The following is a 24,060-nucleotide window of genomic DNA, read 5'->3' on the forward strand; positions in this document are numbered from 1 at the left end:
TTGGACCTTTTTCGAGACTGTCGTGGACCCCTACTATCGGGTCTGTCCAGCAGGTCGGGGTGTGAAGGAGCAATGGCGCTCGTGTACGAGTACCACGTGTTCATCAGCTATCAGCGCAGTAGTCCGACGGTTCCGGCCTGGGTTCGCAACCACTTCTATCCGAGGTTGCGGGAACTCCTGGACGACCTTGTCGACTATGAGGTCAAGATATTTCTTGACGATCAAGTGCCGGTCGGCGGTGAATGGCCGAAGGTGGCTCGGGAAGCGCTGCGTCGCACGCGAATTCTGATCCCGGTTTGTTCGCCGAAGTACTTCATCGATGAATGGTGCATGGCCGAATGGCGTTCCATGGCGAAGCGAGAGGAACTCGCCGGCCTGACCACGGTGGAGATGCCGGGCCGGCTGATCTACCCCGTGATCTTCAGTGACTCCCAGAACTTCCCGGATTTCGCTCACGAGCGGAAGATGTGGAGTTTGAAGAGCTGGAATCTGCACTATCCGCAGTATCAGGACACACCCGAGTATCTCGACTTCCACCGTGAGATGGAGCGAGTGGTCGAGGACCTCGTGGAGGTCATCTCACTGGCGCCGCCGTGGCGTCCGGAGTGGCCGGTGGAAACCGCGGCTCCCGCTCAGCCGAAAACGTCGAAGCTGCCGAGGTTCTGACCCATGCCGGGAACCGTGCTCACCTTCTACTCCTACAAGGGCGGCGTCGGGCGGAGCTTCACGCTGGCCAACATCGCCGTCCTCCTGGCGCGCTGGGGACACCGGGTGCTGTGCCTGGACTGGGATCTCGAAGCCCCTGGTCTCGACGCCTACTTCCGGCCGATGATGAGCGCGGATCCCGCCGGTGGAGTGATCGATCTGGTGGACGACTTCCTCGGCGGCAGGCTCCGCCCGGGTGCGCACACGACCCGGCTGACCGGCGTTGAAAAGCTCGACGTCATCACCGCGGGCCGGAACGACGCCGCCTACGTCGGACGAGTCCAGGAGATCGACTGGGAAGCCCTGTACGAGCAGGGTTTCGGTGACTATCTCGAGCGCTGTCGTGAACAGTGGACGGCCGACTACGACTACGTCCTCCTCGACAGCAGGACCGGCATCTCCGACATCGGAGGAATCTGCACCGCTCACCTGCCGGACCGGCTCGTCGTGGTGTTCACGGCGAACGTGCAGAGCATGACGGGCGCGATCGAGATCGCCGAACGAGCGAACGTGGCTCGCGATCTCATGCCTTACGACCGGCCGCAGCTGACCGTCCTGCCGGTGCTGTCCAGATTCGACGCCCGCGAGGAGTACAAGCGCTCGGAGGAGTGGCGGCGAATCTGCCTCGAAAAGACCAAGGCGCTCTTCGGGAACTGGCTGGACCGGGAGGTCCCGCCCGAACTGATGTCGCGCCACCTGACGTTGCCTTACTTCTCCTACTGGACCTTCGGTGAGGAGCTCCCGGTTCGTACGGAGCTCGCGCCGACCGCGGATCAGATCAGCTTCGCCCTGGAAACGGTCGCCGCGGTGGTCGCGCATGACTTCGACCGGACGGCCCTGCTGGCCGAGAACCGGGATGCCTACGTCGCCGCGGTCCGAGCCGAGAAGCGCACGTTCGCTCACGATCTCCGGGTCAGCACACCGCGGCCCACGCGGCTCCTCGCCGGCGAACTGATGAAACGGTTGGGCGGGTTGGGTGTTCGGCCCGTGTTGTCCCTGTCCGGGGAACGGTCACAGCTCGAACGTGCGGAGGACGATGCCCGGCATCTCTGCCTGCTCATAGACGGAGAAGTGAGCCGGTGGCAGTCCGCCGAGGTCGAGCTGTTCCTGCACCGGACCCTCGGCCAGGACCGCAGGGTCATCCCCGTACTCACCGAGGACACCGATCCGAACACACTGCCGGGCTACGTCGGCAATCTGAGGTTTCTGCGCTTCGGCTCTTCCCGCGGTCCGAGGGAAATCGCCCGAGAGCTGGTGGACCAGATCAACGGGACCACCGCGCTGGTCGAGTCGGGAGAGCATGACGTCGCCGGCGCTCTCCGCCAAGCAGCGGGTGCTCAGCTGCGGCCGTTGATGTGGCGAGTGGTGGACGAGATCGTCGCCGAGCTCCAGATAGTGATCGGCGCGGGCGAGGCCGAACGCGCTCAGGAACTCGCCGAAGACCTCCTTGTGACAACGCGAGTGCGATCGACCGATGCCGACTCGAACCATCGTGTGGCCGCACCGCCGGAAACCCGCACCTCCATCGAGTGGGCGGTGCGGACCGCGGAAGCCCGGGCGACGCACCGTGGGTTCAGCGGATTTCTTGATCAGCAGACCTAGGCAGCGATTCAGGAAGGATCTCGGATGACGGATCGATTGGGACAGAAGCAGACCGCGGCGATGCTCGTGCTGATGGTGATCGCGCGCGAAGTGTCCAACCCGGAACTGCGGGAGATCGTGGGCTTCGCGCTCGACGGCAAGGAACGTCGTGAGCTCAACGACCTCGATCTGGTCGCCAGCGAGCAGCGCGGTCGTCCCTTCTTCCATGAACTGACCGAGCGAGGCTGGGCCTGGTGTGAGGACGAACTGGGCGTGGGGGAGGCGCCGGCGCCGCGCTCCAGTCTGGGAAGCGCGCTGTACGTCCTGCTCGGCGGGCTCGGCAGGCACCTGCGGCGGGACAAGCTACGGCTGGCCGACCTCTTCATGCCCGACGTAGAGCTGACGGCCGATGAGATCGAGAGCCGGATCCGGATCGCCTATCGCAAGCTCTCCCGTACACCTCGTGACTGGGTCGGCCTGGTGGATCTGCGGCCGATGCTCGGCGAAGCGTCCACTGTGGACGTCGATGCGGTCTTGAAGGAGCTCAGCCGTTCGGGGCAGGTGCACCTGGTTCCGGAATCGAACCGCAAGGCGCTCACTTCCGCCGATCACGCGGCGGCGATCCGCATCGGCGGTGAGGACAACCATCTGCTCTCGATCGAGGTGTCGTAATGGAGCAGCTCGCGGCGCTCGCCGCCCTGCGTTTCGACTGGGCCGACACGCCGGACCACGTGTGGCGGGATTCGCCGTACCACGTCGACGGCCTGCATGTCGATGTCCTCGCGGCGGCGAACTCGAGCATTCGCGAGGCTTCTTCCAGCGACGGCCCCAGCCCGATCGGGCTGGTCCTTCAGGGGCAGAAGGGCGTCGGCAAGACACATTTGCTCGGCCTCGTCCGGAAGCAGGCCCATCAGGCTCGCGGCTACTTCTTCCTCAACGACCTCACCGCGGGTGACGCGTTCTGGGAGAACACCGTGGAGGCGTTGCGCCGGGGTCTGTCCCGGCTGGACGAGGCCGGAGTGCCCCAGCTCACCAGCTTCCTCCGCAGGGTCTGTCTGCGTGCCCGTGTCGACGCCGACGTCACCACGAAGATCTTGAACGGACGCGGTGTCTCGAGAGACGATGTCGACGCCTTCGTCGAAGCACTGCGGACTCTCGATCGAGAGGTCGCCATGGAATGCGCCGATACGGCGCGCGCTCTGGTGCTCTACGCGAGCGAGGATTCGAACAAGAACTACGTCGGCGACGACTTCCTGGGCGGATTCCCGGAGTCGAAGGCTGGCGACCGGCGCAAATGGGGTATCCGAGCGGAACCCAAGTCTGCTTTGTCCCAGGTGAAGAACATCACGAAGCTGCTCGCGCTCACCGGCCCGATCGTGATCGCCGTCGACCAGCTCGACACCCTCGTGGCCCGTTCCGCCGTACTGGCTCAGCGGATCCGGGACGGCAACGAGGAGAACCTGCTCGTCGCCCAGATCGCGGACGGCCTGATGGGCCTGCGGGAGGTGACCAGAAGGACCGTGACGGTGCTGGCCTGCCTGCCCCATACGTGGGCGCTGATCAAGGAGAAGGCCGCCGACACCGTCCCGGACCGCTTCACCGAAGCCGTGATCCTGGGACGGGTCACCGACGCCGAGGTCGGCAGGGCGCTCGTTGCGAAACGCCTTGGAGTCGCCTACTCCGCAATGAAGTTCGTACCGCCGTACCCCACCTGGCCGATCGCGTCTTCGGCCTTCGAAGGCAGCTGGGAGGAGCTGACACCCCGGGAGGTCTTGAAGCGGATCGGCGCCCATATCAAAACCTGTCTGCGCACCGGCAAGATCACCGAGCTGACCACGTTCGACGATCACGTGGTGCGCCTGGCCGCGCCGCCACGTCCCGTGATGGCCGCCGATCGGTTCGCCGAACTCGACAAGCGATACGAGGAACTGCGATCGACGGCCGATCCGTCATCGTTCCTCGATCAGAAGATCGAGGACAAGGTGATGCCCGGCCTGCTGTCCGCCGCTCTGCGAGGGTGGATCACCGAGGTCGGCAACGACAACATGGAGTGGGTCTACGGGGCCGAAAGCGATCGGAACGAGCTGCACGCTTGGCTCACCCGAACCCTCGACGAGGCGTCCGATCTGGAAGAGCATTGGGCGTTCCGCGCGATCGCCGCGTCCCATCCCATCGCCGTGCTGCACAGGTTCCGCAAGGCGCGGTCGGCCGCCGGTGTGCGCAAGGGTGCGGAAAACCGTCACCTGGTCCTGATTCGCAACTCGACGTGGTCGAAGGGTGTGAAGACCCAGGCGGAGATCAAAGCGTTCGAAAAGGACGGCGGGAAGCGGCTTAAACTGTCCGATTCGGATATTCGCACCTTCTGGGCACTCGACAAGATGTTCGTCGAAGGGAGCCGGGAACTTCACGAGTGGCTCGTCGACCGGCGACCCGCCGGCCGGTCGGAACTCCTGTCCGCCGTCCTCCCCGAGTCCCTTCCGCAAGCCGCTGCCGACCACGGTCCCGGCGGGACACTCCCGCCACCGGCCGCCGACGGAGAGATCACCCTCGGCACGACAGTGGACGGTGGGAAGCCGGTCCGGATCGAACTGACGGCCCTGCGTAAGCACGCCGCGATCTTCGCCGGGTCCGGGTCCGGCAAAACGGTGCTGCTGCGGCGGATCGTGGAGGAGTGCGCGTTGCAGGGTGTCTCCGCGATCGTGCTGGACCCGAACAACGACCTCGCCCGGCTCGGTGACGCCTGGCCGGAAGCCCCCGCGGCGTGGGGGCCGGACGACGCTCAGCTGGCCAAGCGGTATCTGGCTGAGACGGACGTCGTCGTCTGGACTCCGGGCCGTGCCACCGGCAGGCCGCTGGCCTTCCAGCCACTGCCCGATTTCGCGGGCGTCCTCGACGACGAGGACGAGTTCAGCGCGGCGGTCGAAGTCGCCGTGGCCACGCTCGCCCCGCAGGTACGGCTGACCGGCAGTACGGCAAAGACCAATATCGGTCTGGCTGTTCTGCGTCAGGCGGTCGTCCACCACGCGCGCACCGGGTCGCGGAGCCTTCCGGAACTCATCGAGGTACTCGCAGACCTGCCTGACGGTGTGAGCACCTTGAACGACGGGAGAAAGGTGGCGGCCGATCTGGCCGAGTGGCTGAAGGCCGCCATGGTCAATGATCCACTGTTGGCCGGAGGCGGCGATCCGGTCGACCCGGGTGCCCTGCTCGCGCCGGGGGAGGGGAAGCGAGCGAGGGTTTCGGTCATCAGTTTCGTCGGCCTGCCCTCCGAAGAACAGCGGCAGAACTTCGTCAACCAGCTCCAGATGGAGCTTTTCGCCTGGGTCAAGAGAAATCCGGCGGGCGACAAGCCGCTCGGCGCGCTCTTCGTGATGGACGAAGCGCAGATGCTCGCGGCGTCGGGCACCCTCACCGCGAGTACCCGCAGCACCATCGTGCTCGCCTCGCAGGCGCGAAAGTACGGTCTGGGCCTGCTTTTCGCCACACAGGCACCGAAGGGTCTGCACAACCAGGTCGTCGGCAATGCCATGACGCAGTTCTTCGGCAGGCTCAACAGCCCCGCCCAGATCGCCGCGGCCAACGAACTCGCCAGGGCGAAGGGCAGCCCCGTCGACGACATCTCCCGGCTGGAACGCGCTCAGTTCTATGTGGCGGGGGAGGCGTTCGGGTTCCAGCAGGTGACCACGCCGCTGTGTCTGACCCACCACCCGGCCAGCCCGCTCCGTATCGAGGAGGTGCTCGCCCGGGCTCGCGACGAAGACGAGTGAAACCGCAGTACCTCTCATCAACTGTGCTCGCTGGGAAGGATTTCGCACCATGGCAGGAATCTTCATCAACGTCCGGGTCGATGACGGCCAGGACCGCACGTGGGGTCTCGACCGGAGTCTGAGTCATGTGTTCGGCAAGGACCGGGTGTTCCGATCGGGCGGTTCCGTCCGCGATGCCGCCGTGATGGTGGTGCTGATCGGGCCGGGCTGGCTCGATGACCTCGGCGACGGAGCCCGGCAGGAGATCGCCGAGGCGTTCCGGCTCGGGAAGAGGATCGTTCCGGTCCTGACCGGGGACGCCGACCTGCCGGACGACTTGCCGTCCGAGATCGCCGGACTCTCCCGCCTGCGGTACCGGCGGATCGGCCTCCGGACGGCGGAACAGGACATCGCGAGCCTGATCAGCGAACTGATCCGGCTCGCACCGGAGCTGGGTATCGGTGTCCTCAAAGGACTGGAAGACCTGTCGGAGTGGCTCGATTCCTGGCGGCACGCGACGGATCCCGTACTGCCCACGTCGCTGCCGGTCCTCGGCCGAGACCGCGAAGTGGACCGGTTGTGCTCTTGGCTGGACGCCGCGCCGTCGGTCCTGTCGGTGTACGCCGACGGTCGCACCGAGGCCGCCGCGTTCGTCGCGACCGCGCTGGCGGCGCATCGGCCAGGGCTGCGAGTCGTGCACGTGTCGAGCCAGGACGGCTGGCGTCAGTGCCGGAACCTGGCCGCTCCTTACGTCGCCGTCGTGGACGGCCCCGCGGTCGACGTGGGGCCCGCCGAGGGGCATGTCGTCGTGGTGCGGAGCACGCCGGACCGGACTGGCGGCGATCTCCTGGTACTGCCCAGGATTCCCCGCGGCAAGGCAGCCGAGATGTTCGCCGCGGCCGGTGTTCCGCCCGCTGACGCGAACATCTACGCGGACGTGGCCCGGCGGAGCGTCAGCAGCCTGCGCCGTCGCCTCAGCGTCGCGAGCGACCTCCCGAAGTGGGCGAACCCGCTCGAGCGCGACCTCGCCGCACCACTCCTGCTGATCGGCCGATGGTCGGCGGACTCGGCGGACGATCGGGACGAGATCGCCACGATCGCCGGACGGGAGACCGACGAGCTCGACCGCTTCTTCGATCGGTCCGAGGGCGGCGACGACCCCTTGCTGATCCGGTCCGGCGACCGCTGGCAGCTGGCGGATCCCCAGGACGCCTGGTCGCTCCTTAGTGGACGGCTGACCGCCCAAGATCTGCGGCGCTGGCACGAGGAAGCCGTCAAGATCCTGGCGGAGCCGGAAAAGGTCCGGACGTGGTCGCCGGAGCTGCGGCGCGGCCTGGCACAGAGCGCGGCACTGCTGGCGTCGATGGGGGAGACGACGCTCGCCGGCGGCGTCACCTGCGCCGACCATGCCGCACACCTGGTCAAGGACCTGCTCGGACGAGCCAACGACGACGCGAACGGCCCGCTCTGGCGGGCGCTCGCCGATGTGCTGCCCCTGCTGGCCGAAGCGGCCCCTCATGAGTTCCTCGGCGCCGTCGACCGTGCGCTGACCAGCGATCCGTCCCCACTGCGGAACACCTTCGACGATGGTGACCCGCGAGGCTTGCTGGTCGCGCTGGAATCGGTCAGCTGGCTGGACGATGCCTTGCCGATGGTCGTCTCCGTCCTGGCCGAACTGGCGCGCCTCGACACCGCCGGCCAGCCGATCGCGTCGCTGCTCACGCTTCTGCAGCCGTGGTATCCCCACCTGGATCTGCCGTCCGGGCAGCGGACCGCGTTCGTCAAGGCGATCGACCGTCGCACCCCGGAAGTCGGCTGGCGGCTGACCCTCGCATTGTTGAGCGGCTCGCAGGGACATCTCCTCGCCGGCCCTCAGCGTCCCCAAGCCCGTCTCGAATGGACAGTCCCGTCGCCCCCGGTCGCCGTCCCGGACATCCTTGCGTTTCAGGACGAACTGGTCACATCGGCGTTGACCGCACTCGAGAACCGCCCTCAACGATGGTGCGAGTTCTTCGAGCAGCGGCCCGAGCTGACTGTCGCGCAGTGGGATCGGGTCGTGGAGGACCTCACGAGGCTGGACACGGATCAGCTCTCGGCGGACGAGCTCTTCACCCTGTGGGACCGGCTCACCCGGTTGACCGCCGAACACCGCCACTACGCCGGAGCCGAGTGGGCGCTGCCCGAGGAACTGTTGCAGTGGCTGGAATCCTGCGCCGAAATGATCGAGCCCGCGGTGAACCCGCGACGGCACGCCCTGCTGTTCGGCCGGAATCCGTATCTGGAAGGCGGTGATTCGCTCGATCCCGTGACGCGCGAGGTGGAGGTCGATCGTCTCCGCCGCGAGGCCGTCGGCGGGGTTCTGCGCGAGCACGGCGTCGCAGGGCTCGGCGCCCTCGCTGCCGAGAGCGCTCTTCCCCGGCTGGTCGGAGCCACGGCGGCCGAGGTTGCAGGCGGAGACATCCAAGAAGACGCGCTGGCGGTACTCGGCGAGGACGAATGGGCGTCCGGCTGGGCAGGCGAGATGGCGCGGTCTCAAGGCGAAGACTGGTGGCAAGAGGTCGCGACGCAACTCAAGGGCCAAGACGGGCTCGTCGCTTACCTCCTGGCGATCCCCGCGGAGCACGCCTGGGCGCTCCTCGATTCCGCCGATGACGAGGTTCACGAGGCTTATTGGGCGCGCGTCGGCGCGTCGCCGCTCCCCGAGGGGCAGGAGCTGTCCTTCATAACGCAGCTCCTCGCACGCCGCCGGCCATGGTCGGCCGTCGAGGCCCTCGCGCTCGGTTTGCGCGCGCCGGAGCCGTTGTCTCCGCCGGCATCCCTGGTCGAAGACGTGCTGCTCCGGGCGTCAGAGGACGGGATCGAAACCACGGATCGCCGCGTGGTCTCGCAGGTGGGTCCGTTGCTGGACCACCTGGTGGAGGCCGGTGGATCGGACGTCGCCGTCGCGCGGCTGGAACTGCGGCACCACGCGTCGCTCAAGCACCACCGGAAACCCCGAAGCCTCCATCGGATCCTCGCCGAGAAACCGGTCGCGTTCGTCGACCTCTACACCCGGATCCACCCCACGGACGACGCCGCGCCTAGCGTTGAACTCGTCAACGCCTGGTTCGCGATCTTCGAGGTGGGCACCGTGCCGGGCCACGCCGACGCCACCGCACTCAAATCCTGGGTTTCGAGCGCCCGCACGGAATTCGCCGAGCGCGGCCGGTCCGAGTCCGGCGACCGGGCGATCGGCACCGTCCTGGCAGGCAGTCCCGTCCGCCCGGACGCCAGCTGGCCGCCCGAGCCGGTCCGCGACGTCCTCGACGTCGCCGATGGTGGGCATCTGCGAGAAGGGTTCGCCACCGGCATGACCGTCCAGGACGGTGACTTGCGAGATCTCGCTCAGCGCCATCGGGCTTGGGCACGGCAGAGCAACGTCGGCTGGCCGCGGGTCGCCGCGCTCCTGCGGGACCACGCCGACCACCTGGCGCGACGCGGCCAGGGCGTGCTGTAGTCGTCTGGAGGGGTCGGGCGCTTAGCGTCTCGGCCCCTCCTCCTGCCCTTGGTGTGACTCTTTGTAATCGATAGTTGCTTGTTGTGGTTTATAGTGTTTGACCTGCGGGTTTGAGGGCCTGTGTTCGCTCTTGGGACGGGCCGAGGGCAGCTGGGTGGTAACCGAATATCGTCTCAACGTGAGTCCTGGTGACGATATGTACCCCCCTGATTCGGGCCTCGCGGGCGACGTATACTCTCTTCATCAGCAAGTCCGAGTGGCGGAATGGCAGACGCGCTAGCTTGAGGTGCTAGTGTCCTTAACGGACGTGGGGGTTCAAGTCCCCCCTCGGACACACTTTCACGGGAAATCTCCCGCATCACAGAGTAAGTACCCGGTCGCGACGGGTTACCGTCGCCTACTGGATCAGTGCTGTTCAGCTAAGCTGAACTGGTTGACCTTCTCCTCCCCTGAAGCTCTGCGCAGGGGAGGATTGTCATGACCGACCGTATCGTGGGCCTGTCGTTGCCCACGGGCTATCGTCCACCTGATCAGCCCTCGTCACCCCCGGCGGCTCCGCCGCTGAGCGCGCTGGCTGTCCTGAACGTGGCACCGACGCAGCAGGCGCCGTACTTCGCCACGGCACGGATCGACGCCTCGGGCCGGGTGCAGAACCGGGACGCGGTGGACCTGCTCGGCTGGTTGCGCGGAGACGCCCTCCTCGTCACCGTGCTCGGCACCTCGGTGGTGTTCCAGCGCCGCCCCGAGGGGGCGCTGGCGATGACCGCGAAGCCCTACGTCGTGATCCCGGCACCGGTCCGGGCGCGCTGCTTCCTCCGCGCGGGGGTCCGGGTCCTCGTCGCCGCGGACCCGGCCCAGGACGTGCTGGTCGTACACTCGCCCGCTTCGGTCGGGCAGATGCTGCGCCACTTCCACACCCAGCTGGCCGGAGGTGACCAGCGATGAGCGCCGATCCGGCAGGCCCGGCCGAGGTCGAGGCCGCACGCCTGCTCCTGGCCAGGATGGGCGTCTCACCCGCCGATCTCCTCGCCGCCGCCCCCACTGCACCGGCACGTCCCATGCCGACTGTCGGCGCGTGGATCGACACGGTGACCGCGATGGTGTCGCAGGGCACCGCGCGGTCATACGGGTCCTACTGGAAGAAAGCCCGCGCGGCCTGGGGCGAGCGGCCACTGGATCAGGTGAGCGCCAGCGATATCCGCGCCGAAGCCGAACGGGCCAAGTCCACCGCCGTCGTGCGCCGCAACTCCCGCGGTGGCCGCAACGCCGCGGAGAACTTCATCGCGGCCATGCGGTGCCTCTACAAACACGCCCAGGAAGACGACCTGATCGACGAGCGGAACAACCCCGCGCGGCGCGTCACCAAACCACGCCGGCTTCCCTCCACCCGCCGCGCGCTGCCCGACGAGCGGCTCGACGAGGTCAACACGGTCGTCGCGACCACCGGCAACGACCCCGAGCTCGATTCACTCATCGTCCGCCTGCACGAGGAAACCGCCGGAAGACGCGGTGGCGCCATCGCCATGCGGCCACGCGACCTCGACGACGAGCAATGCCTGGTCTATCTCCGGGAAAAGGGCGAGACAGCACGCTGGCAGCCGGTCTCGCCGACCCTGATGCGCGCTCTGCTCCACCACGTCGAGACCCGGGGACCCGGTGATCCCGATGGGCAGCTTCTGCGCTACGCCAACGGGAACCCCATCACCGACCGCCGCTACGACAACATCTGGAAGCGGGTCGGGCAGAACCTGCCCTGGGCCTACGCGCAGCAGATCAGCGCACACTGGCTCCGCCACACCACACTGACCTGGGTCGAACGGGCCTTCGGCTTCGCCGTCGCCCGCGCCTACGCCGGGCACAGCGACTCCCGCGACAACATCACCGCCGGCTACGTCAAAGCCGACATCCACGACGTCGCCACAGCACTCGCCGCGCTCACCGGCGAACCACATCCCCTCGCGAGACGGCCAGGCACCCGGCCACCCGCGTCCGCTCCGGCCTCGATGGCCCCGACCGAATAGCCAGGATCGCCGGGGCGGGGAGGACGCGGAACACCTCCGGTGCACTCCCGCCCCGGCGAAACCCCTCGGACGCCGCCATGGCCGTCCGAGGTGAGCACGACGCTCCCTGTGCCGCGGCCCGGATCGCTGATCGCCGCAGCGTCGGTCGTCACGCCTGTTGAGCTGTCGCGGTTGGCGGTATCCGAGACGTGGCGCCTCGATCAACGTCGTCCGCGGTGCTGTGGAAGAGGCCGACCATCCGGTTGAGAGCCGACGGTGGATAGATCACCAGCGCCTCGTGCGAGGTCAGCGCGCCCAGCAGCAGCTGATGCGAGGCGACAACACCCAGCACATGGCGCAGCGGCGCCGGAATCACAACGCTGGGCTTCTTCGGCAACACATGCAGCCCATCCGCCGACGGATACACCACCAGCGCCCCCGACTCGATCCTGTAGCCGATGCGCTTGCCCGGCTTCCATGACAACGCCTCGAGAGCCGACGTCGCCGGAACCGTGCCCGACGCGTCGACCCGCGCCATGCTGTAGGAAATCGACCGATCATCCGCTCTGCTCATCAGAACCGCGATGGGAGGCGGCGAAACCGCCGCCTCGACAGCGCGACCCTGAGAAGGAAAGCTGAGCGACTTGATCACTCGATCAGCAACCGGCTCGGTATGTTCGTGAGCTGCTACGCCGGCTTCAGCTGAATACGCCGCAACATCAACATTAACTTCCATGACCAACTCCCTCACGACGCACAGGCACCTAATGCCTGGGGGAGGGCAAGGTCGGTACGCGGCGCCGGTCGCGCGTCGCGTACCTGACATCAATCATCTTGACGACGAGTGTCAGTGTCAAACTTGTGCACAGTCCGAGTCCTCTGTGGATCAGCCTTTGCGCACGCCAGTGTCGCGCGATCCCGCTACCGCGCGGCGCTGTGGATCCACGTGTTCCTGGGAGTGCAGAGAAAGCCGTGAGTACTCGGATGTACTTGGGCCGCAGCGGCGTAAGGCAAGTGGGGGCCACTAGTCTGCCTCGGCATTCTGCCCGCTGGCGGTTCGGGCCGAGAAGCTGGCACGGCCCCAGACCGACACTCTAGTGATATTCAGTTGCAGGATCTGGGATCGGCTGGTGGTGGTGGCGTGAACTCAGTTGGCCACCGGGTGAGGTCGTCGTAGCATGCACCTGCGAAGTCCGTACCGGACACGATGGCACCGCTCAGGTCGGCTGCGTAGAGCTTCGCTGCAAAGAAACGGGCTCCACGGAGGTTCGCCTCGACCAGATTGGCGTCACCCAGGTCTGCATAGCTTAGATTAACGTCGACAAGGTCAGACTTGGCGAGGTCAGCCGATACGAATCGGACTCCCATGGCGGATCCGTTGCATGCAACGAACTTGGGCTCATCGCGACAGCTTAGGTCGGCGCCGCGCAGGTTAGCGCCGGTGAAGGTCGTACCGGACAAACCCGCGTTGGTTAGGTTCGCGCCGGTCAGGACTGCGCTATCAAGCCTGGTCCCGACCAGATAGGCGCCCCGAAGGTCTGCGCTGGACATCTGCAGACCGGCAAGGTTCTGATGGCCGAGGTCCATTCCGGCGAACGGCCGTGGCGCTCGCTCGTCAGCGGACCGGTCACGGACGAATCGCACGTTCTCGCGACGCTCCGCTTGTTCAGACTGCCTCGAACTGATCTGGACCTCGCGGTCTGACCTGCGGTCGTCGATGACCCACTGGCCGGCTACCAGCAGCGCGCCCACGACAAACGCGAGTAGTCCATCTCGGACCCACCATGGAGGTTCCCGCCGAGGTGGCCGAACTAACTCGTCTGCTGCTGTCTCGCTGGCCATAGTGCTCGCATCGTCCTGTGGTCAGGTTTGGTTACATACACCGGCCGACCGCGAACTCATCTACACAACACACAACGTTGTCACAAGAAAACAGTGACTTACTCTCGTGTCGCGGTGTGGTCGCTTGAGCTCGACGCACGGGAGTCACCCGGTCGGCGGCCGACAGGACCGATCCGTTCCAGTGGAAGCGGGCTGGAACCCCGCGCCGTTGTCAGTCTGGATGGTCTCGACTGCGAAAGACTGCAGGGAGAGCAAGCAGTCGAGGAGCTGGATCGCGGTCTTCGGGCTTCTGCGCGGGTAGATCTTGAGCACGCGCAGCCGGGCGTAGCCGTCGATCGCGGTGTATCGGTAGAACTTCTGGCGCCAGCCGCCAGGCTTGATCGGCACGCCGATGGCTGCTGTCCTGAGCAGCGGTTCGACGAATTCCACGTCGACCTGTACGCCGTTTTCGAAAGATGTTTCGAGTTGAGGCGGCGGCATAGCGGTCGGCGTCTTGGCCTATCGCTGATGACACACGACTCCGTTCACCGTTCTCGGTTTGGCTGGGAGGTTGCAGCTGAATTCTGGTAACCCTGTGGAATTCGTTCTGTGGCTTGCGCGTCTGCCATATCCAAAGTGCTCGCCACAGCTGTTGTTCGTACCAGTGGGTTCGGCGAAGGCGTTCGTAGTTGGCTGCGCCGAAGCAGCGCGCATGGGGGGTGTACGGAATAGTGGGGGATTGCCCGGTGTGACGGGCGATGAGATCGGTCAGTTGCCCTGTGAGTTGCCAGCTGTCGCAGTCGTTGGGACCGCCGTGGTAGGCGTGTGTTCGGTAGATGAGGCCGAGGTGGTCGGCTGTGTCGCGGGCTCGTCGGATGGATTTGGGGTCGAGTAGGGCTTTCTCTGCCCAGGAGCGAATGGACAATGAGCCGGAGCGGGCGACGATGGCCATCGCGAGTGCGTCGAGCGCGGCATACAGGGTCGTTGGCTTCACTCTGCTCTGGGTGCTGTGTAGACGAAGTGATGCGGTGATCCGCAGTGTCCTGCGTACCACTGAGATCTGGTGATGTTGGCGGCACTGCTCGTGTGAGGACGCCGGCGCCCTTGGCGAGGTATGGACTCGCTGGCGGCGGGGCCGGTCGAGACGCGCCTCGTCAAGCGCCGGGAGCCAGCGTTCTGTGCGCCATCGCGCATGGCCGAGATGTTTACCTTGAGTTGGGGACGCTTGGGTGAATCGTCGCCAGGCCGAGTGTTCCGGGAGGCCTCGTTCGGCGTCGACGATCGTCTGGGCGGGTGCCCAGAACCAGCGTTGCCAGGCGTGGCGGCCGATGTCTGCTGCTTTGCTTCCGGATACGTTGGCTGCGTGCCAGGCTCGCTCGGTGGTCCAGTTCGCGCGTGCATGGGCGAGTGCGTCGCCGTATTCGCCTTCCGAGCGGCTTCGTTGGTGGGGTGAGCGCGGAGCGGGTCGTGGCCTGCGTGCGCGGGCAGGTGCTCGAGCCCTGTCCCGCTGAAGGGGGCGTCCTGGTAGGTCCCTGGTTTGCAGGGTGCCGTCGATGATGAGGCTGGGGAAGCCGAGTCGGTGAGGCGCGCTGGTGAGCCGCAGTGTGGTGCGAACGGTGGCCGAGACGGCGTGGTGCCGCGCGAGATGCGCGCTGAGGGTGCGAAGTTCTGGTCGCAGGGCTGGCGGGACTACTGCGATCAGGTGGACGTGGCCAGGCCTGCCGGACGATCGCCGGAGCCAGGGGAGTCCGAGGCGTTCGCACCACGACACGATCGCGTCACTGAACGCGTGTCCGGACTCCGGTGTGGCGCCGGTGTCGGTGGGGTCCACGTCGATTCCGCAGGCGGCGGGGTGCAGGGTCCCGACGGTGCTGACGGCGTCGTTGGGATGGCCGGAGATGCTGCAGGGATGTCGGCGGGTGACTGAGACTGGTGAGTTGTCGGCGGCGATGTGGATGTAGGGCGGCCCGAAGAGCGCTTTGTCGAGAAGGGCAGAGTGATTCTGAGCAGGGACCGCAGGTTGTGAGTTCTCGAGGTCGGTCATGGGTATCACCACTACTGCGGGTTGGGAGGTTCGGGACGGTGGGACTGCCGCACGTGCGTTGATACGGGCGGCGTGATCAGCGGCTAGCGCTCGGGGTTGGAGGTGTGTGCTGCGACTGCGGTGGCCGATGGATGTGCTTTCCAGGGCAGCAGCGTGGGGAGCTGAAAGTTGCGCATCGCGTCCGGAACGGCGGTGATGCGCAGGATGCTCGCTGTCCAGGTCATGCCGATCCCGATGCCGATGAGTGCGACGTGATCGCCGGGTGCGACGGCGTGGCGGGTCAGAAGGTGTGTGAGGCCGATGAGCTGATCGTTGGGGCCGACGTGGCCCCATTGGTCGCCGGCGTGGATGAGCGTGCGTTCCCGGGGGAGCCGGAGGGGTTGAAGGCACTGGGTGTGCAGGAGGTGGTGTCCGTAATGTGGGAGCAGGACCCAGGACAGGTCGGTTGAGTCAAGTCCGGCGTGGCAGAGGGCTTCGTTGGTGACGTAGGTGATGCCGGTGTCGTTGCGCTGCCGGACCGACTCGGCGCCGACGGTGTCGAGGTACTGGGCTTTACGTTCGTGGATGGCTTCGACGCCGACCTCGGTGGTCCCGGGTGGTTGGAAGCGTGTGGCGCCGCGGTGGAGTTGTTCGAGGCTGGGGTCGCTCCAGGAGCTGGTCGCGAGTACTTGGGCGAGGCCGGGTTTCCGGCCGATGATGAGTGCTGAGCCTCCGTCGCCGTAGGCGATGTCGCGGTCGGCGGTGAGGTGGTCGAAGGCAGGGGACCCGAAGGTTTCCCCGCCGGTGAGCATGACGGTGCCTGAGTCTTTGCTGCCGGCGAGGATCCGCGCGGAGAGGTCAAGCCCGCCGACGAGGGAGTTGCTCATGGCGTTGATCTCGGTCGCGATGCCCGGTCCGGCTGGGAGGCCGAGGCGTGAGCGGACGTAGGCGGCACGGGACCAGAAGTCGAGGCCGCGGGAACCGCGCCAGATGGCGGCGTGAAAGTGCAGATCGGGCGTCGCGAGTGGTCCGTCGGACGTCATCGCAAGGCTGGCCAGGGCGTTGCGTCCTGCTTGGACGGCGAGGTCCATTCCGGTTTTGCCGCGGGCGAGCGAGATAGCCCGCTGGCCTGATGGCCGGGTGACCTTGCGTCTGGTCGATCCTGACGTGAGGTCGTCGACGGGGATGATGTCGCCAAGGACAGCGCCCACGCCGCGGATGTGGATGTCAGTCCAGCGCATGGCTGCTCCTGGGGTTCGCGTGCTTGTCGGCGTCTCGGTTGTGCAGGTCGCGGCGGATGGACTCGGCGGAGGTGTAGTAGGCGCGCAGATGGTGCCGGGACAGTCCGGAACAGGCGGCGATCTCGTCTAGCGCCAGGTCGGTCGTCGGAGCGTCGCTGTCGTTCAGGGTGTGCAGGTCGCGTGCGGTGGCGAGGATGTGGGCTCGCATCGAAGATCTCCCGTCGGTGTGGTCGCGTTGGTTCACCGGCCGCGGCGGACGTGGCCGGTTCGGCGGCTCATGAGGCGGTGCAGGTGGTCGCTGCGGAGCTTGTCGACCTGGTGGACCACGCGGTGTGTCAGATCGGGGAGGTGTTCGATGTCGATGCTGAATCCGGGGTCGCCGCGGAAGGTGAGGATGAGCACCGAGGCATTGAGGCTGAGGTTGACCACGGAGTAGGGCACCGCCGCCGGGATGTAGATCATGTCGCCTGGCCGCGGCAGTGCTACCTGAAGCTGGTGGCCGGAAAGGATCGCGGCATAGCCGCTGATGATGGTGAGGACGGCCTCGGTGGTGCGGTGTCGTTGAGGTGTGGTGGTGCGGCCGCCGGGGATATGCAGCCGGCCGGCGGACACCGCTCGGGTCGGGACGGCCGGTGTGTAGACGATGGCGGTGTCGGCGCTGCCGTCGTCGTGGATGTGGGTGTCGGCTCCGGACGGAGGCCGGTGAATGGCCGTATCGCTGGTGATCATGGTCTGCTCCCGCGAGATGTGATCAGTGGCGAACAGGTGTTTGTGCCAGGGCTCGAGCGAGCCGCGCGTTCGCGACAGCCGCGTCCGGAGTGCGGCGGCCGAGACCGCAGGCGGCGGCGATCGTCCTGATAGGACGGTCGAGTTCCTCTTCGGCCAGGCGGAGCGCGATCGCGGATTCGCCGGGATGGCCTTCGTCGACGACGCCGGCGATGATGTCGACGCCGGTACGAAGGTGAGACAGGGCGCGGAAGAACATGCGGTCCGTGGATGGCGCACTGGTGCCGGTGCACATGGGGATGTGCGAGGTGGGCATCAGGTAGTCCACTTTGGTGAGTCGGCGTTCCAGCGCATTGAGGAATAACACCGCGGGCACGAGATTGGCGGGTTCGAACAGAGGGCGGTGGGCGAGGTCGCCGTGGCAGAGATGCAGGATCCAGCGGGCCCCTTGGGGTGCGGAGGTGATGAGGTCCGCGACCTGCCGGGCGAGACCTCCGGCGAGAAAACGCCAGAACTGCCTGGGTGTCCGCTCGAGCAACGCGAGCACGGCGGGAGTCTCGAGCTGGAAGACGACCTCGGAATCCCAGCGATTGTGGATTTCAAGGATGTCACCGAGGAGGGCTTCGCGGAAAATGGGCAAGGCGGCCAGCGCCGGCCGAGGCGCCCCAAAGGTGAAATAGCTGAGGTCCAGTGCGTTGGGAATGGACACCTGGTGCGGTGGCAGCTCGCCGGTGGTGTTCAGCCGCAGCCGGGTGGCCATGGCGACGGGGATGTCGCGTGCACGGCGCAACGAGACGTCTTCGGGGGCGAGAGACCGTCCTTGAGCGAGACGGTAGGTGGGCATGTCGTCATAGCCGGTGGAATTACCTGAACGACGGCTCTCCAGTGCGGGCACGTCGGTGAGACCGTTGAGCCAGTTGATGATCCAACGCGGATCCCGATCGCATGGGACAGTAGTGAGCTGGGTTCCGCGGGTGTTGTCGAGGAACCACTGCATGGTCGCATGGTCGTTGCCGAGCAGTTCGGGCGGAAGGGAGCCGACGAAGTGGACGGCTCTCGTAGCGATGGTCGGTTCGGAAATGTCCGGGTGAATGGTGCGGTTGCTGGTCGTGGACACGGTTCTCCCCTTGCGTTGGTGGAATCTGCGGAATTCGGTTCATGGCGGCGCGGGGAGGTACGCCGACCCGTCAGGCGTGGTGCATGAGGTTTCGGTGCTCGTGGCCCGCCCTCGTACGGTGGCGAGGACGGGCCACGGTTTCGCCGGATAGCTTCGGATTCGCGGAGGACGACTCGTTTATGTTCGGGTGCCTGACGCGGTGAGCGGTTTACGAATAAATGAGGCGCCGCGGTGCGACGAGGGCTGGTCGAATGTGCTTGGTCGCTGCAAGCGTCTCGGTACTGGTTCGGAAGATGCCTTCACCGGCTGCGATAGTCGGGGGTCGGGTGGACGGCGGAATACTCAAGGCGGCCGACGGGCGGCTGGCGGATCGGCCTAGTCGATCGCTGACTCTCGCGAAACTGCTGGCGGTCGGCTGGGTCGGTGCAGCAGTGGTCGCGGCTATCGCTGGTGCACCGCACGTCGTCACCGTTCCGAAGATCATCGCTCCGGTCGCGAGGCCGGCGAGAATGGTCCGGATACCGAACTTGGACACTTCTTTGTTTCCCATGACGATCTCCTGTGTCTGATGACTGCTAGGTGATGAGTGAAGGAGCCCTGGGGGTGGCACTGTTCTGCAGGTGTGCAATGTTTTAGGGGTGCAAGGTTGCTGCGAAATGGGCAGACGGGTGCCCGAGATGGTTTCAATAGGTTGTAGACGTTGATTTGCGTCTTCAAAAATATGGCAGTACAAATCTGTCGGTGCTCTGGTCGTAGCGACGAGTCTGCTCACCACATGTGGACGAGGGCCATGATCCGGCAACGGTGCCGCGAAGGACTGGAGGCCTGTCGTGTCTCAAGAGATTCGGCTGGATGGCCGGGCGTCGGCTATTCCATGGGTGCCGATCTGACAATTTCTCCCGGCGGGTCGCGGGCCGACACCGTGAGGTCGAGGCCGATTTTCGGCTCAGTGTGCTCTCTCGTCGATATCGTTCCGGCGCGGCCAAATCATCGCTGGGCGAGGTGGTGAGCCACGCGGGAACGGTTGCAGAAGTGACGCGGTCAGATTCCGCGGCGCCACTCGCGCTGGTACGGCGATTCGCACCTGCAGCCCACCTTCAGTGGGCAGCCAGGTCAATGTCGGAGGCTGTGAATACGTCATGGGAAGCACTCCCGGGACACGGGCTTGGAGCTGTTGGCGCACCCTCCCTGGCGCGGCCACTCCTGAAGCCTTGATGACACGTACGGTAGCGAATCACGCTAAAAAGTCAACTGAAGTGCTCGATTGTGCCAAGTTTGTCAGGCTGCGGCCGTTGGGGGCGTGCGCCGAACCCGGAGACCCCTCTGCCTTGGGTGGCGAGTCTGGCGGGCTTCGTCGGGCGTGGCGTAGGGCGCGATCTCGGCGTGGTCGCTGCCAGGTCTGATCGAGAGTGCGGATCAGTGCAGATGATTTGAGTAGCGGATTGGGTGGATCGCTTAGTTCGAGCCGCGGCAGATTAACCCGATCGGGTGCAATCCTTGGTAACTTAATGATCTTGAATGGTGACTCTGTGGTTCCATCGTGGGAGTGAGTCAGCCGCGTGGGCTTTAGGTCCACGCGGCTGAGGCCGCATCGCAGTAGGTGGGCATGCGGCGAACGACTGCCGTTGCTCAGTAGGGGAGGCGGCGCGGTCCACGGCTTTCGCGCAGTATGCGGCCGCCCAACGGCGCGTCCGTCAGCAGCGCGATGGCCGTGGTGGTCGTGCCGTGTGGAGGGGACAGATGACCAACACGCAGGACGGCGGCGAACTTCACCGCCGGTGTGAAGAGATCATCAGATCATTGCCGGTGCGCTATCCGTTTGAGCTCAACGCCTTTCTGTGTGCGGTAGGGATGCAGCAGGGAATACCCATCGAGTTGTGGCGGATGAACCACGTGCGGAGCACGCGCACCGGTCAGCTCTTGAGGACCTACCTGCGGAACTACGTCTTCGTGGTGCGCCGCACCACCGCGTGGCACGCTCGTCACATCGCCTTCCATGAAGTTGCGCATCTGCTCCTGGGGCATCCCAGCGAACGGATATGCGTGACCTCCCCCCGGAGCAGTGTGCGCGGCACGGAAGAGGAGCATGCGGAGTACTTCGCTTATCTTCTCTCGGACTACGTCCGTGCCGGAGAACGTGCGCATCGCCGCCGGGTGACTGGCGCGCGCAGGCAGCTTCTGTCGGCGTTCGGCTCCCGGCGTCACCTCAGCTTCGGCTGCTGTGCCTGACGCCATCAGTCTGCTGTGGTACGCCGCATCGGTACTGGGCCTGGCGGAAGCGACCCGCAAGATCGTTGTCAATCGGAGGCTGGGGCACGAGCGTAGCCGCGACTACCTCGCCCTAGGGCTGGCGTTCATCGCGTTGTCGATGGGTGCGGGCGCACCGTTCACGATGGAATGGGCCGACCGCCTCACCGGCATCCGGAACGTGGCGTTCGTAGTGCACTCGATCCTCGCTATGGCCGCCATGGTCTGTGTGGCGGGCTTTCTGCGGGCGCTGGAACGACTCCGGGTACGGGTACGGGTCGCGACCGCCGTGTTCCTGCTGTGCGCGGCCGCGCTTGTCGTGCTCTATCTCGCAGCGGGAACCATGGATCCGGACTTCGGGGCGAGTCGGAATCCGGCGCCGGCCTCTCTCGCGTACACGCTGATCTACCTGGCCTACATGTCAACATGGCTGATCTTGTGCATCTGTGGCCTCTGGTCGATCGGCCGCGCCGAGGAACGCGTTGTCCGAATCGGTGTCTTGCTTGCGGCCACTGGCATCGTGATCTCGTTGACCGGCTTGCTGTGGAAAGCCGTCGTCGCGACCTCGACCCTGATGGCGGCTGAGCAGCGCCTCGGCGGAACCGGCTTCGGTGTCATCGCCGACGCCATCGGGCTGGTGTTGTTCGCTGGCGGGTCCGTGTTCGCCGCAGCCGTTCGCCACGTCCAGGACCGCAGGGAACATGCGCGGGCCGTTCGGCGTGACGAGGCTGTCGACATGCTGTGGCGGCTACTGGCTCCGGTTCTCGCGGATCGCTTCCCGACTGCAGGAAGTCCTCAGCCGGGGTTGCGGGAGAAGATTGTCGCTATTTTCGACGCCCGCATGCTCCTGCGGGCTCTCGCTCGCCCGGGCCTGGAAGTCGACGTAGCGGATTTGGCCAGGCGGTTCGGCCACGGCGAGCACCACGTCGCGTTGCTCGCGGACGCACTCGAGATGCGTGCGGCGCTCGATGACTTCCGCGAAGACCGTCAGGGCGGCGGGCGTTCGGCTGAGCCGGCTGACGATGTCGGTGATGTGGATGCGCGCCCGCAGCCGTCGACTCTCTTTGTTGATGAGGACCAGGAGATCGATCGGCTCATCGAACTCAGCGATGCCGTCACATCGTCACTGGTCATCACCCTGGTCAAGGCGATGCTGTCCTGCGCGGACGCGGAGACGAGAAATTCCTAGGGACGTCAGGACTTGTCGTCTGCCGCATGCTGATGCTGGGCGATCCCTTCCAGCATTCCGAGCAGCAGCCGCTTGTCTGCCTCTGTGCTGCTCCCCAGGAGTGACTGCTGAATCTCGCGCGGGTTGACGCTGTGAAGCCCGATGTCGTTCATGAGCTCATACATCCGCCGGTCCAACGGGGTGAGCTCGTCAATGCCGGCTTCGGGGTCCTCGAAATGACTCGCTGGGATGGTCGTATCGAGCAATCTTGGGTCGATGCGCCAGAAGTCGGCCAGCCCGTTGATGAGCTGCCCGCGAGGGCGGAGACTCTTGCCGTCCCTGATGCGGTATAGGCCCTCTTTGGACACGCTCTCGCCGGTAGCGGACTCCAGCCAGATCGCGATCCCGGGAGCCCAAAACCGCTTAGGCTTGGGGCGTTTCGGGCCCCGCTTCGGCGCGTTCTCAAGGGCGGCAGGCTCGACGACGGGCACCTTGTCGACGAGGTAGGCGATCGATTCGTGCTCCAGCAGGTGTGTGACTCGTTCGGCGAGTGTCGGAAGCTCAAGCAGTTTCAGGGTGAGCTCGTACTGCTCCTTCTGTCCTCGCATCGGGATGGGTGACCCCACCCGATGCGACGGCGGCTCGCCGTCAACGACGGCCGGGGGAGGCTCGGGTTGGTCAGCTGGCTCCTGCGCCATGCGCTACCCCCACGCTTCGGTGTGCGTTCGGCTCGATCGTGTCACTTCCGCAGTTCGCGGACAACTTGAATCGAGCACTTCAGTTGACTTTTTCGACTCGTCGGCTAGTTTGGAGCCTGAGAAGTGAACTGTAGTGCTTGATTATTGGCTGTTGCTCGCCGGGGTGGCAATGCCCCGGCCATACGAATACCTCGTAAGGGCGAGCCCCATCGAGGGCCGGTACCTCTCCGCCGGAACCGCCGCGCGCAGCTCGGCCCAGCTGTGCAGCGCGGGACTACGGAGAGGAGTCCGAGAATGACGTCGAACACTGGCGGGACCGCGCCCGCAACGCCAGAGCTGGACATCCCGACGGACTCGCCTATGGACTGGTCGGGTTTCGGACGGGTCATTCCCGTGCTCGCGGCATCGCCGGGAGCGGGCGCCAGCGTGACCGCGGCGGTCCTCGCCGATGCTCTTCAGTTGGCGGGCCGGTCGGTGTTGATGATCGACACGGCCGACCCCAGCCGTTCAGGGCTCGCCAGGGCAACAGTGGCCGACGGGCCGCAGGTCCTCGGTCCACACCCGACGATCCGGATCCGTTTCTCCTGGCGCGCGCAAGCCTTGCTCGCGCGGGCGGATACGACGCTGCCGATCCTGGCGCCCGGGATGCTGCCGCCGCCGCAGTTCTGGCACCCCGGACCCCGCCAAGTCGACGTCACTGTCGTCGACATTGGTCACGACCCCTGGCGCGTCACGGCACACCCGCTCTCCGGAGCCGGGATGTGGCTGCGGCTCGGGTATCCGGAGCCGATCCCGATCATCGCGGTCCGGGCGAGCGTCCCGTCGCTGGCGCATGCCGAGCAGTTACTGGCCCGCTTTGAACCTTGGGCCCGGCTCGCTGCCGCCGCTCCGCCGGCTCAGCTTGTGGTGATCGGGGCGAGACGCTGGCCGTCCACGGTCGTCGCCACCGCTGGCCTGCGTGTGCAGAAGCTGATGGACAGCGCGATTTTCTTGCGGCCAGATCCCGAACTGGCCGTCCACGGCGTGACCGCGCAGGTCACTCCGTCCCGTGTTCGTTCCGCCGTAGTTCCGTTGCTGCGGCGGCTCGAACTGATCACTTCTGATGAGCCCTCCCAACCCCGTTCGTCCGGCCTTCGTGGCCGGGCCCGTGGAAAGGGAGGGCGCGGGGATGATCGCGCACACCGTCATGGAATGGCTGACCCAGCAACCGGTCCCGCCAGCACCTAGCCCGTCGCCGCTGCCCAACCCCATTCCGGAACCACCGCCAGGTGCCCCAGCGATCCTCGGGCTGCTCAACAACGCGAAGTGGGGGGCCGGTGTCGCGTTGATGCTGGGCTTCTTCATCGGCCTCACGGTGTGGGCTGGCGGCCGCTGGGTCGATCACCATCGTGCCGGGAAGGTCGGCCTGGTCATGATGTTGTGCTCGGTCGGCGGCGCGATCCTGTACGGGATCGGCTACTCGCTGATCAACGGATTCTCGGCGGGGTGAGC

At 66.1% G+C, this 24,060-nt stretch carries 19 protein-coding genes and 1 tRNA gene; 12 read left to right on the forward strand and 8 right to left on the reverse strand.

Translation table 11 applies throughout. The features are described 5' to 3' along the window. Positions 1–72 precede the first annotated feature (72 nt). The 8 genes from ACLJRL_RS28765 (at position 73) to ACLJRL_RS28800 (ending at position 11,549) form a co-directional block, all read left to right on the forward strand. Positions 73–666: a TIR domain-containing protein gene (locus ACLJRL_RS28765; RefSeq protein WP_410659436.1), complete on the forward strand. Its 594-nt coding sequence runs from the start codon at positions 73–75 to the stop codon at positions 664–666. 3 nt (positions 667–669) lie between these two features. Further along, a complete protein-coding gene (locus ACLJRL_RS28770) occupies positions 670–2,307 on the forward strand; it encodes a KGGVGR-motif variant AAA ATPase (RefSeq protein ID WP_410659437.1) in 1,638 nt (545 codons plus the stop codon). Between the two features lie 24 nt (positions 2,308–2,331). After that, positions 2,332–2,958 carry a hypothetical protein gene (locus tag ACLJRL_RS28775; RefSeq protein ID WP_410659438.1) on the forward strand — a complete coding sequence of 209 codons (627 nt, stop codon included), beginning with the start codon at positions 2,332–2,334 and terminating at the stop codon, positions 2,956–2,958. After that, positions 2,958–6,053, forward strand: a complete 3,096-nt coding sequence (locus ACLJRL_RS28780; RefSeq protein WP_410659439.1) for an ATP-binding protein — start codon at positions 2,958–2,960, stop codon at positions 6,051–6,053. The genes ACLJRL_RS28775 and ACLJRL_RS28780 overlap by 1 nt, the downstream gene beginning before the upstream one ends. Before the next feature lie 49 nt (positions 6,054–6,102). After that, complete coding sequence (locus ACLJRL_RS28785; RefSeq protein WP_410659440.1) at positions 6,103–9,528, forward strand: hypothetical protein; 3,426 nt, start codon at positions 6,103–6,105, stop codon at positions 9,526–9,528. A gap of 250 nt (positions 9,529–9,778) precedes the next feature. Then, a tRNA-Leu gene (locus ACLJRL_RS28790) sits at positions 9,779–9,862 on the forward strand. A gap of 143 nt (positions 9,863–10,005) precedes the next feature. Further along, complete coding sequence (locus tag ACLJRL_RS28795) at positions 10,006–10,473, forward strand: hypothetical protein (protein ID WP_410659441.1); 468 nt, start codon at positions 10,006–10,008, stop codon at positions 10,471–10,473. Next, on the forward strand, positions 10,470–11,549 hold the full coding sequence (locus ACLJRL_RS28800; RefSeq protein ID WP_410659442.1) for a tyrosine-type recombinase/integrase: 1,080 nt from the start codon (positions 10,470–10,472) through the stop codon (positions 11,547–11,549). The genes ACLJRL_RS28795 and ACLJRL_RS28800 overlap by 4 nt, the downstream gene beginning before the upstream one ends. A 148-nt stretch (positions 11,550–11,697) precedes the next feature. Here the strand turns inward: ACLJRL_RS28800 and ACLJRL_RS28805 are convergent, their stop codons facing one another. The 7 genes from ACLJRL_RS28805 to ACLJRL_RS28835 all read right to left on the reverse strand — a co-directional run bounded on the left by ACLJRL_RS28805 (position 11,698) and on the right by ACLJRL_RS28835 (position 18,456). Further along, the gene (locus tag ACLJRL_RS28805; RefSeq protein WP_410659443.1) at positions 11,698–12,264 is read right to left on the reverse strand and encodes a hypothetical protein; all 567 of its coding nucleotides are present in this window, start codon (positions 12,262–12,264) and stop codon (positions 11,698–11,700) included. 368 nt (positions 12,265–12,632) lie between these two features. Further along, positions 12,633–13,280: a pentapeptide repeat-containing protein gene (locus tag ACLJRL_RS28810; RefSeq protein ID WP_410659444.1), complete on the reverse strand. Its 648-nt coding sequence runs from the start codon at positions 13,278–13,280 to the stop codon at positions 12,633–12,635. Positions 13,281–13,514: 234 nt separating this feature from the next. Continuing rightward, positions 13,515–13,799, reverse strand: coding sequence for a hypothetical protein (locus tag ACLJRL_RS28815; protein WP_410659445.1), 285 nt, complete (start codon positions 13,797–13,799; stop codon positions 13,515–13,517). 1,677 nt (positions 13,800–15,476) lie between these two features. Then, positions 15,477–16,613: a 3-oxoacyl-[acyl-carrier-protein] synthase III C-terminal domain-containing protein gene (locus tag ACLJRL_RS28820; protein ID WP_410659446.1), complete on the reverse strand. Its 1,137-nt coding sequence runs from the start codon at positions 16,611–16,613 to the stop codon at positions 15,477–15,479. Beyond that, a complete protein-coding gene (locus ACLJRL_RS28825; protein ID WP_410659447.1) occupies positions 16,600–16,821 on the reverse strand; it encodes a hypothetical protein in 222 nt (73 codons plus the stop codon). The genes ACLJRL_RS28820 and ACLJRL_RS28825 overlap by 14 nt, the downstream gene beginning before the upstream one ends. Positions 16,822–16,853: 32 nt before the next feature. Next, positions 16,854–17,342 (reverse strand): hypothetical protein, encoded by a 489-nt coding sequence (locus ACLJRL_RS28830; RefSeq protein ID WP_410659448.1) that lies wholly within the window; start codon positions 17,340–17,342, stop codon positions 16,854–16,856. Positions 17,343–17,364: 22 nt separating this feature from the next. Further along, complete coding sequence (locus ACLJRL_RS28835) at positions 17,365–18,456, reverse strand: hypothetical protein (RefSeq protein WP_410659449.1); 1,092 nt, start codon at positions 18,454–18,456, stop codon at positions 17,365–17,367. 1,740 nt (positions 18,457–20,196) lie between these two features. Here ACLJRL_RS28835 and ACLJRL_RS28840 point away from each other — a divergent pair. Together ACLJRL_RS28840 and ACLJRL_RS28845 are read left to right on the forward strand one after the other, a co-directional pair. Beyond that, complete coding sequence (locus ACLJRL_RS28840) at positions 20,197–20,685, forward strand: hypothetical protein (protein ID WP_410659450.1); 489 nt, start codon at positions 20,197–20,199, stop codon at positions 20,683–20,685. After that, positions 20,678–21,892, forward strand: coding sequence for a hypothetical protein (locus tag ACLJRL_RS28845; protein WP_410659451.1), 1,215 nt, complete (start codon positions 20,678–20,680; stop codon positions 21,890–21,892). Before ACLJRL_RS28840 ends, ACLJRL_RS28845 begins: the two co-directional genes overlap by 8 nt. A gap of 5 nt (positions 21,893–21,897) precedes the next feature. On the opposite strand, the gene ACLJRL_RS28850 is transcribed toward ACLJRL_RS28845, so the two are convergent. Beyond that, complete coding sequence (locus ACLJRL_RS28850; RefSeq protein WP_410659452.1) at positions 21,898–22,569, reverse strand: hypothetical protein; 672 nt, start codon at positions 22,567–22,569, stop codon at positions 21,898–21,900. A 360-nt stretch (positions 22,570–22,929) separates the two neighbouring features. On the opposite strand from ACLJRL_RS28850, the gene ACLJRL_RS28855 reads away from it, so the two are divergent. Continuing rightward, on the forward strand, positions 22,930–23,796 hold the full coding sequence (locus tag ACLJRL_RS28855) for a hypothetical protein (RefSeq protein ID WP_410659453.1): 867 nt from the start codon (positions 22,930–22,932) through the stop codon (positions 23,794–23,796). Then, positions 23,738–24,058 carry a hypothetical protein gene (locus ACLJRL_RS28860; RefSeq protein WP_410659454.1) on the forward strand — a complete coding sequence of 107 codons (321 nt, stop codon included), beginning with the start codon at positions 23,738–23,740 and terminating at the stop codon, positions 24,056–24,058. The genes ACLJRL_RS28855 and ACLJRL_RS28860 overlap by 59 nt, the downstream gene beginning before the upstream one ends. Positions 24,059–24,060: the final 2 nt, after the last annotated feature.

It is taken from the genome of Amycolatopsis sp. lyj-112, from assembly GCF_046549055.1.
In the GTDB taxonomy this organism is placed as follows: Bacteria; Actinomycetota; Actinomycetes; order Mycobacteriales; family Pseudonocardiaceae; genus Amycolatopsis.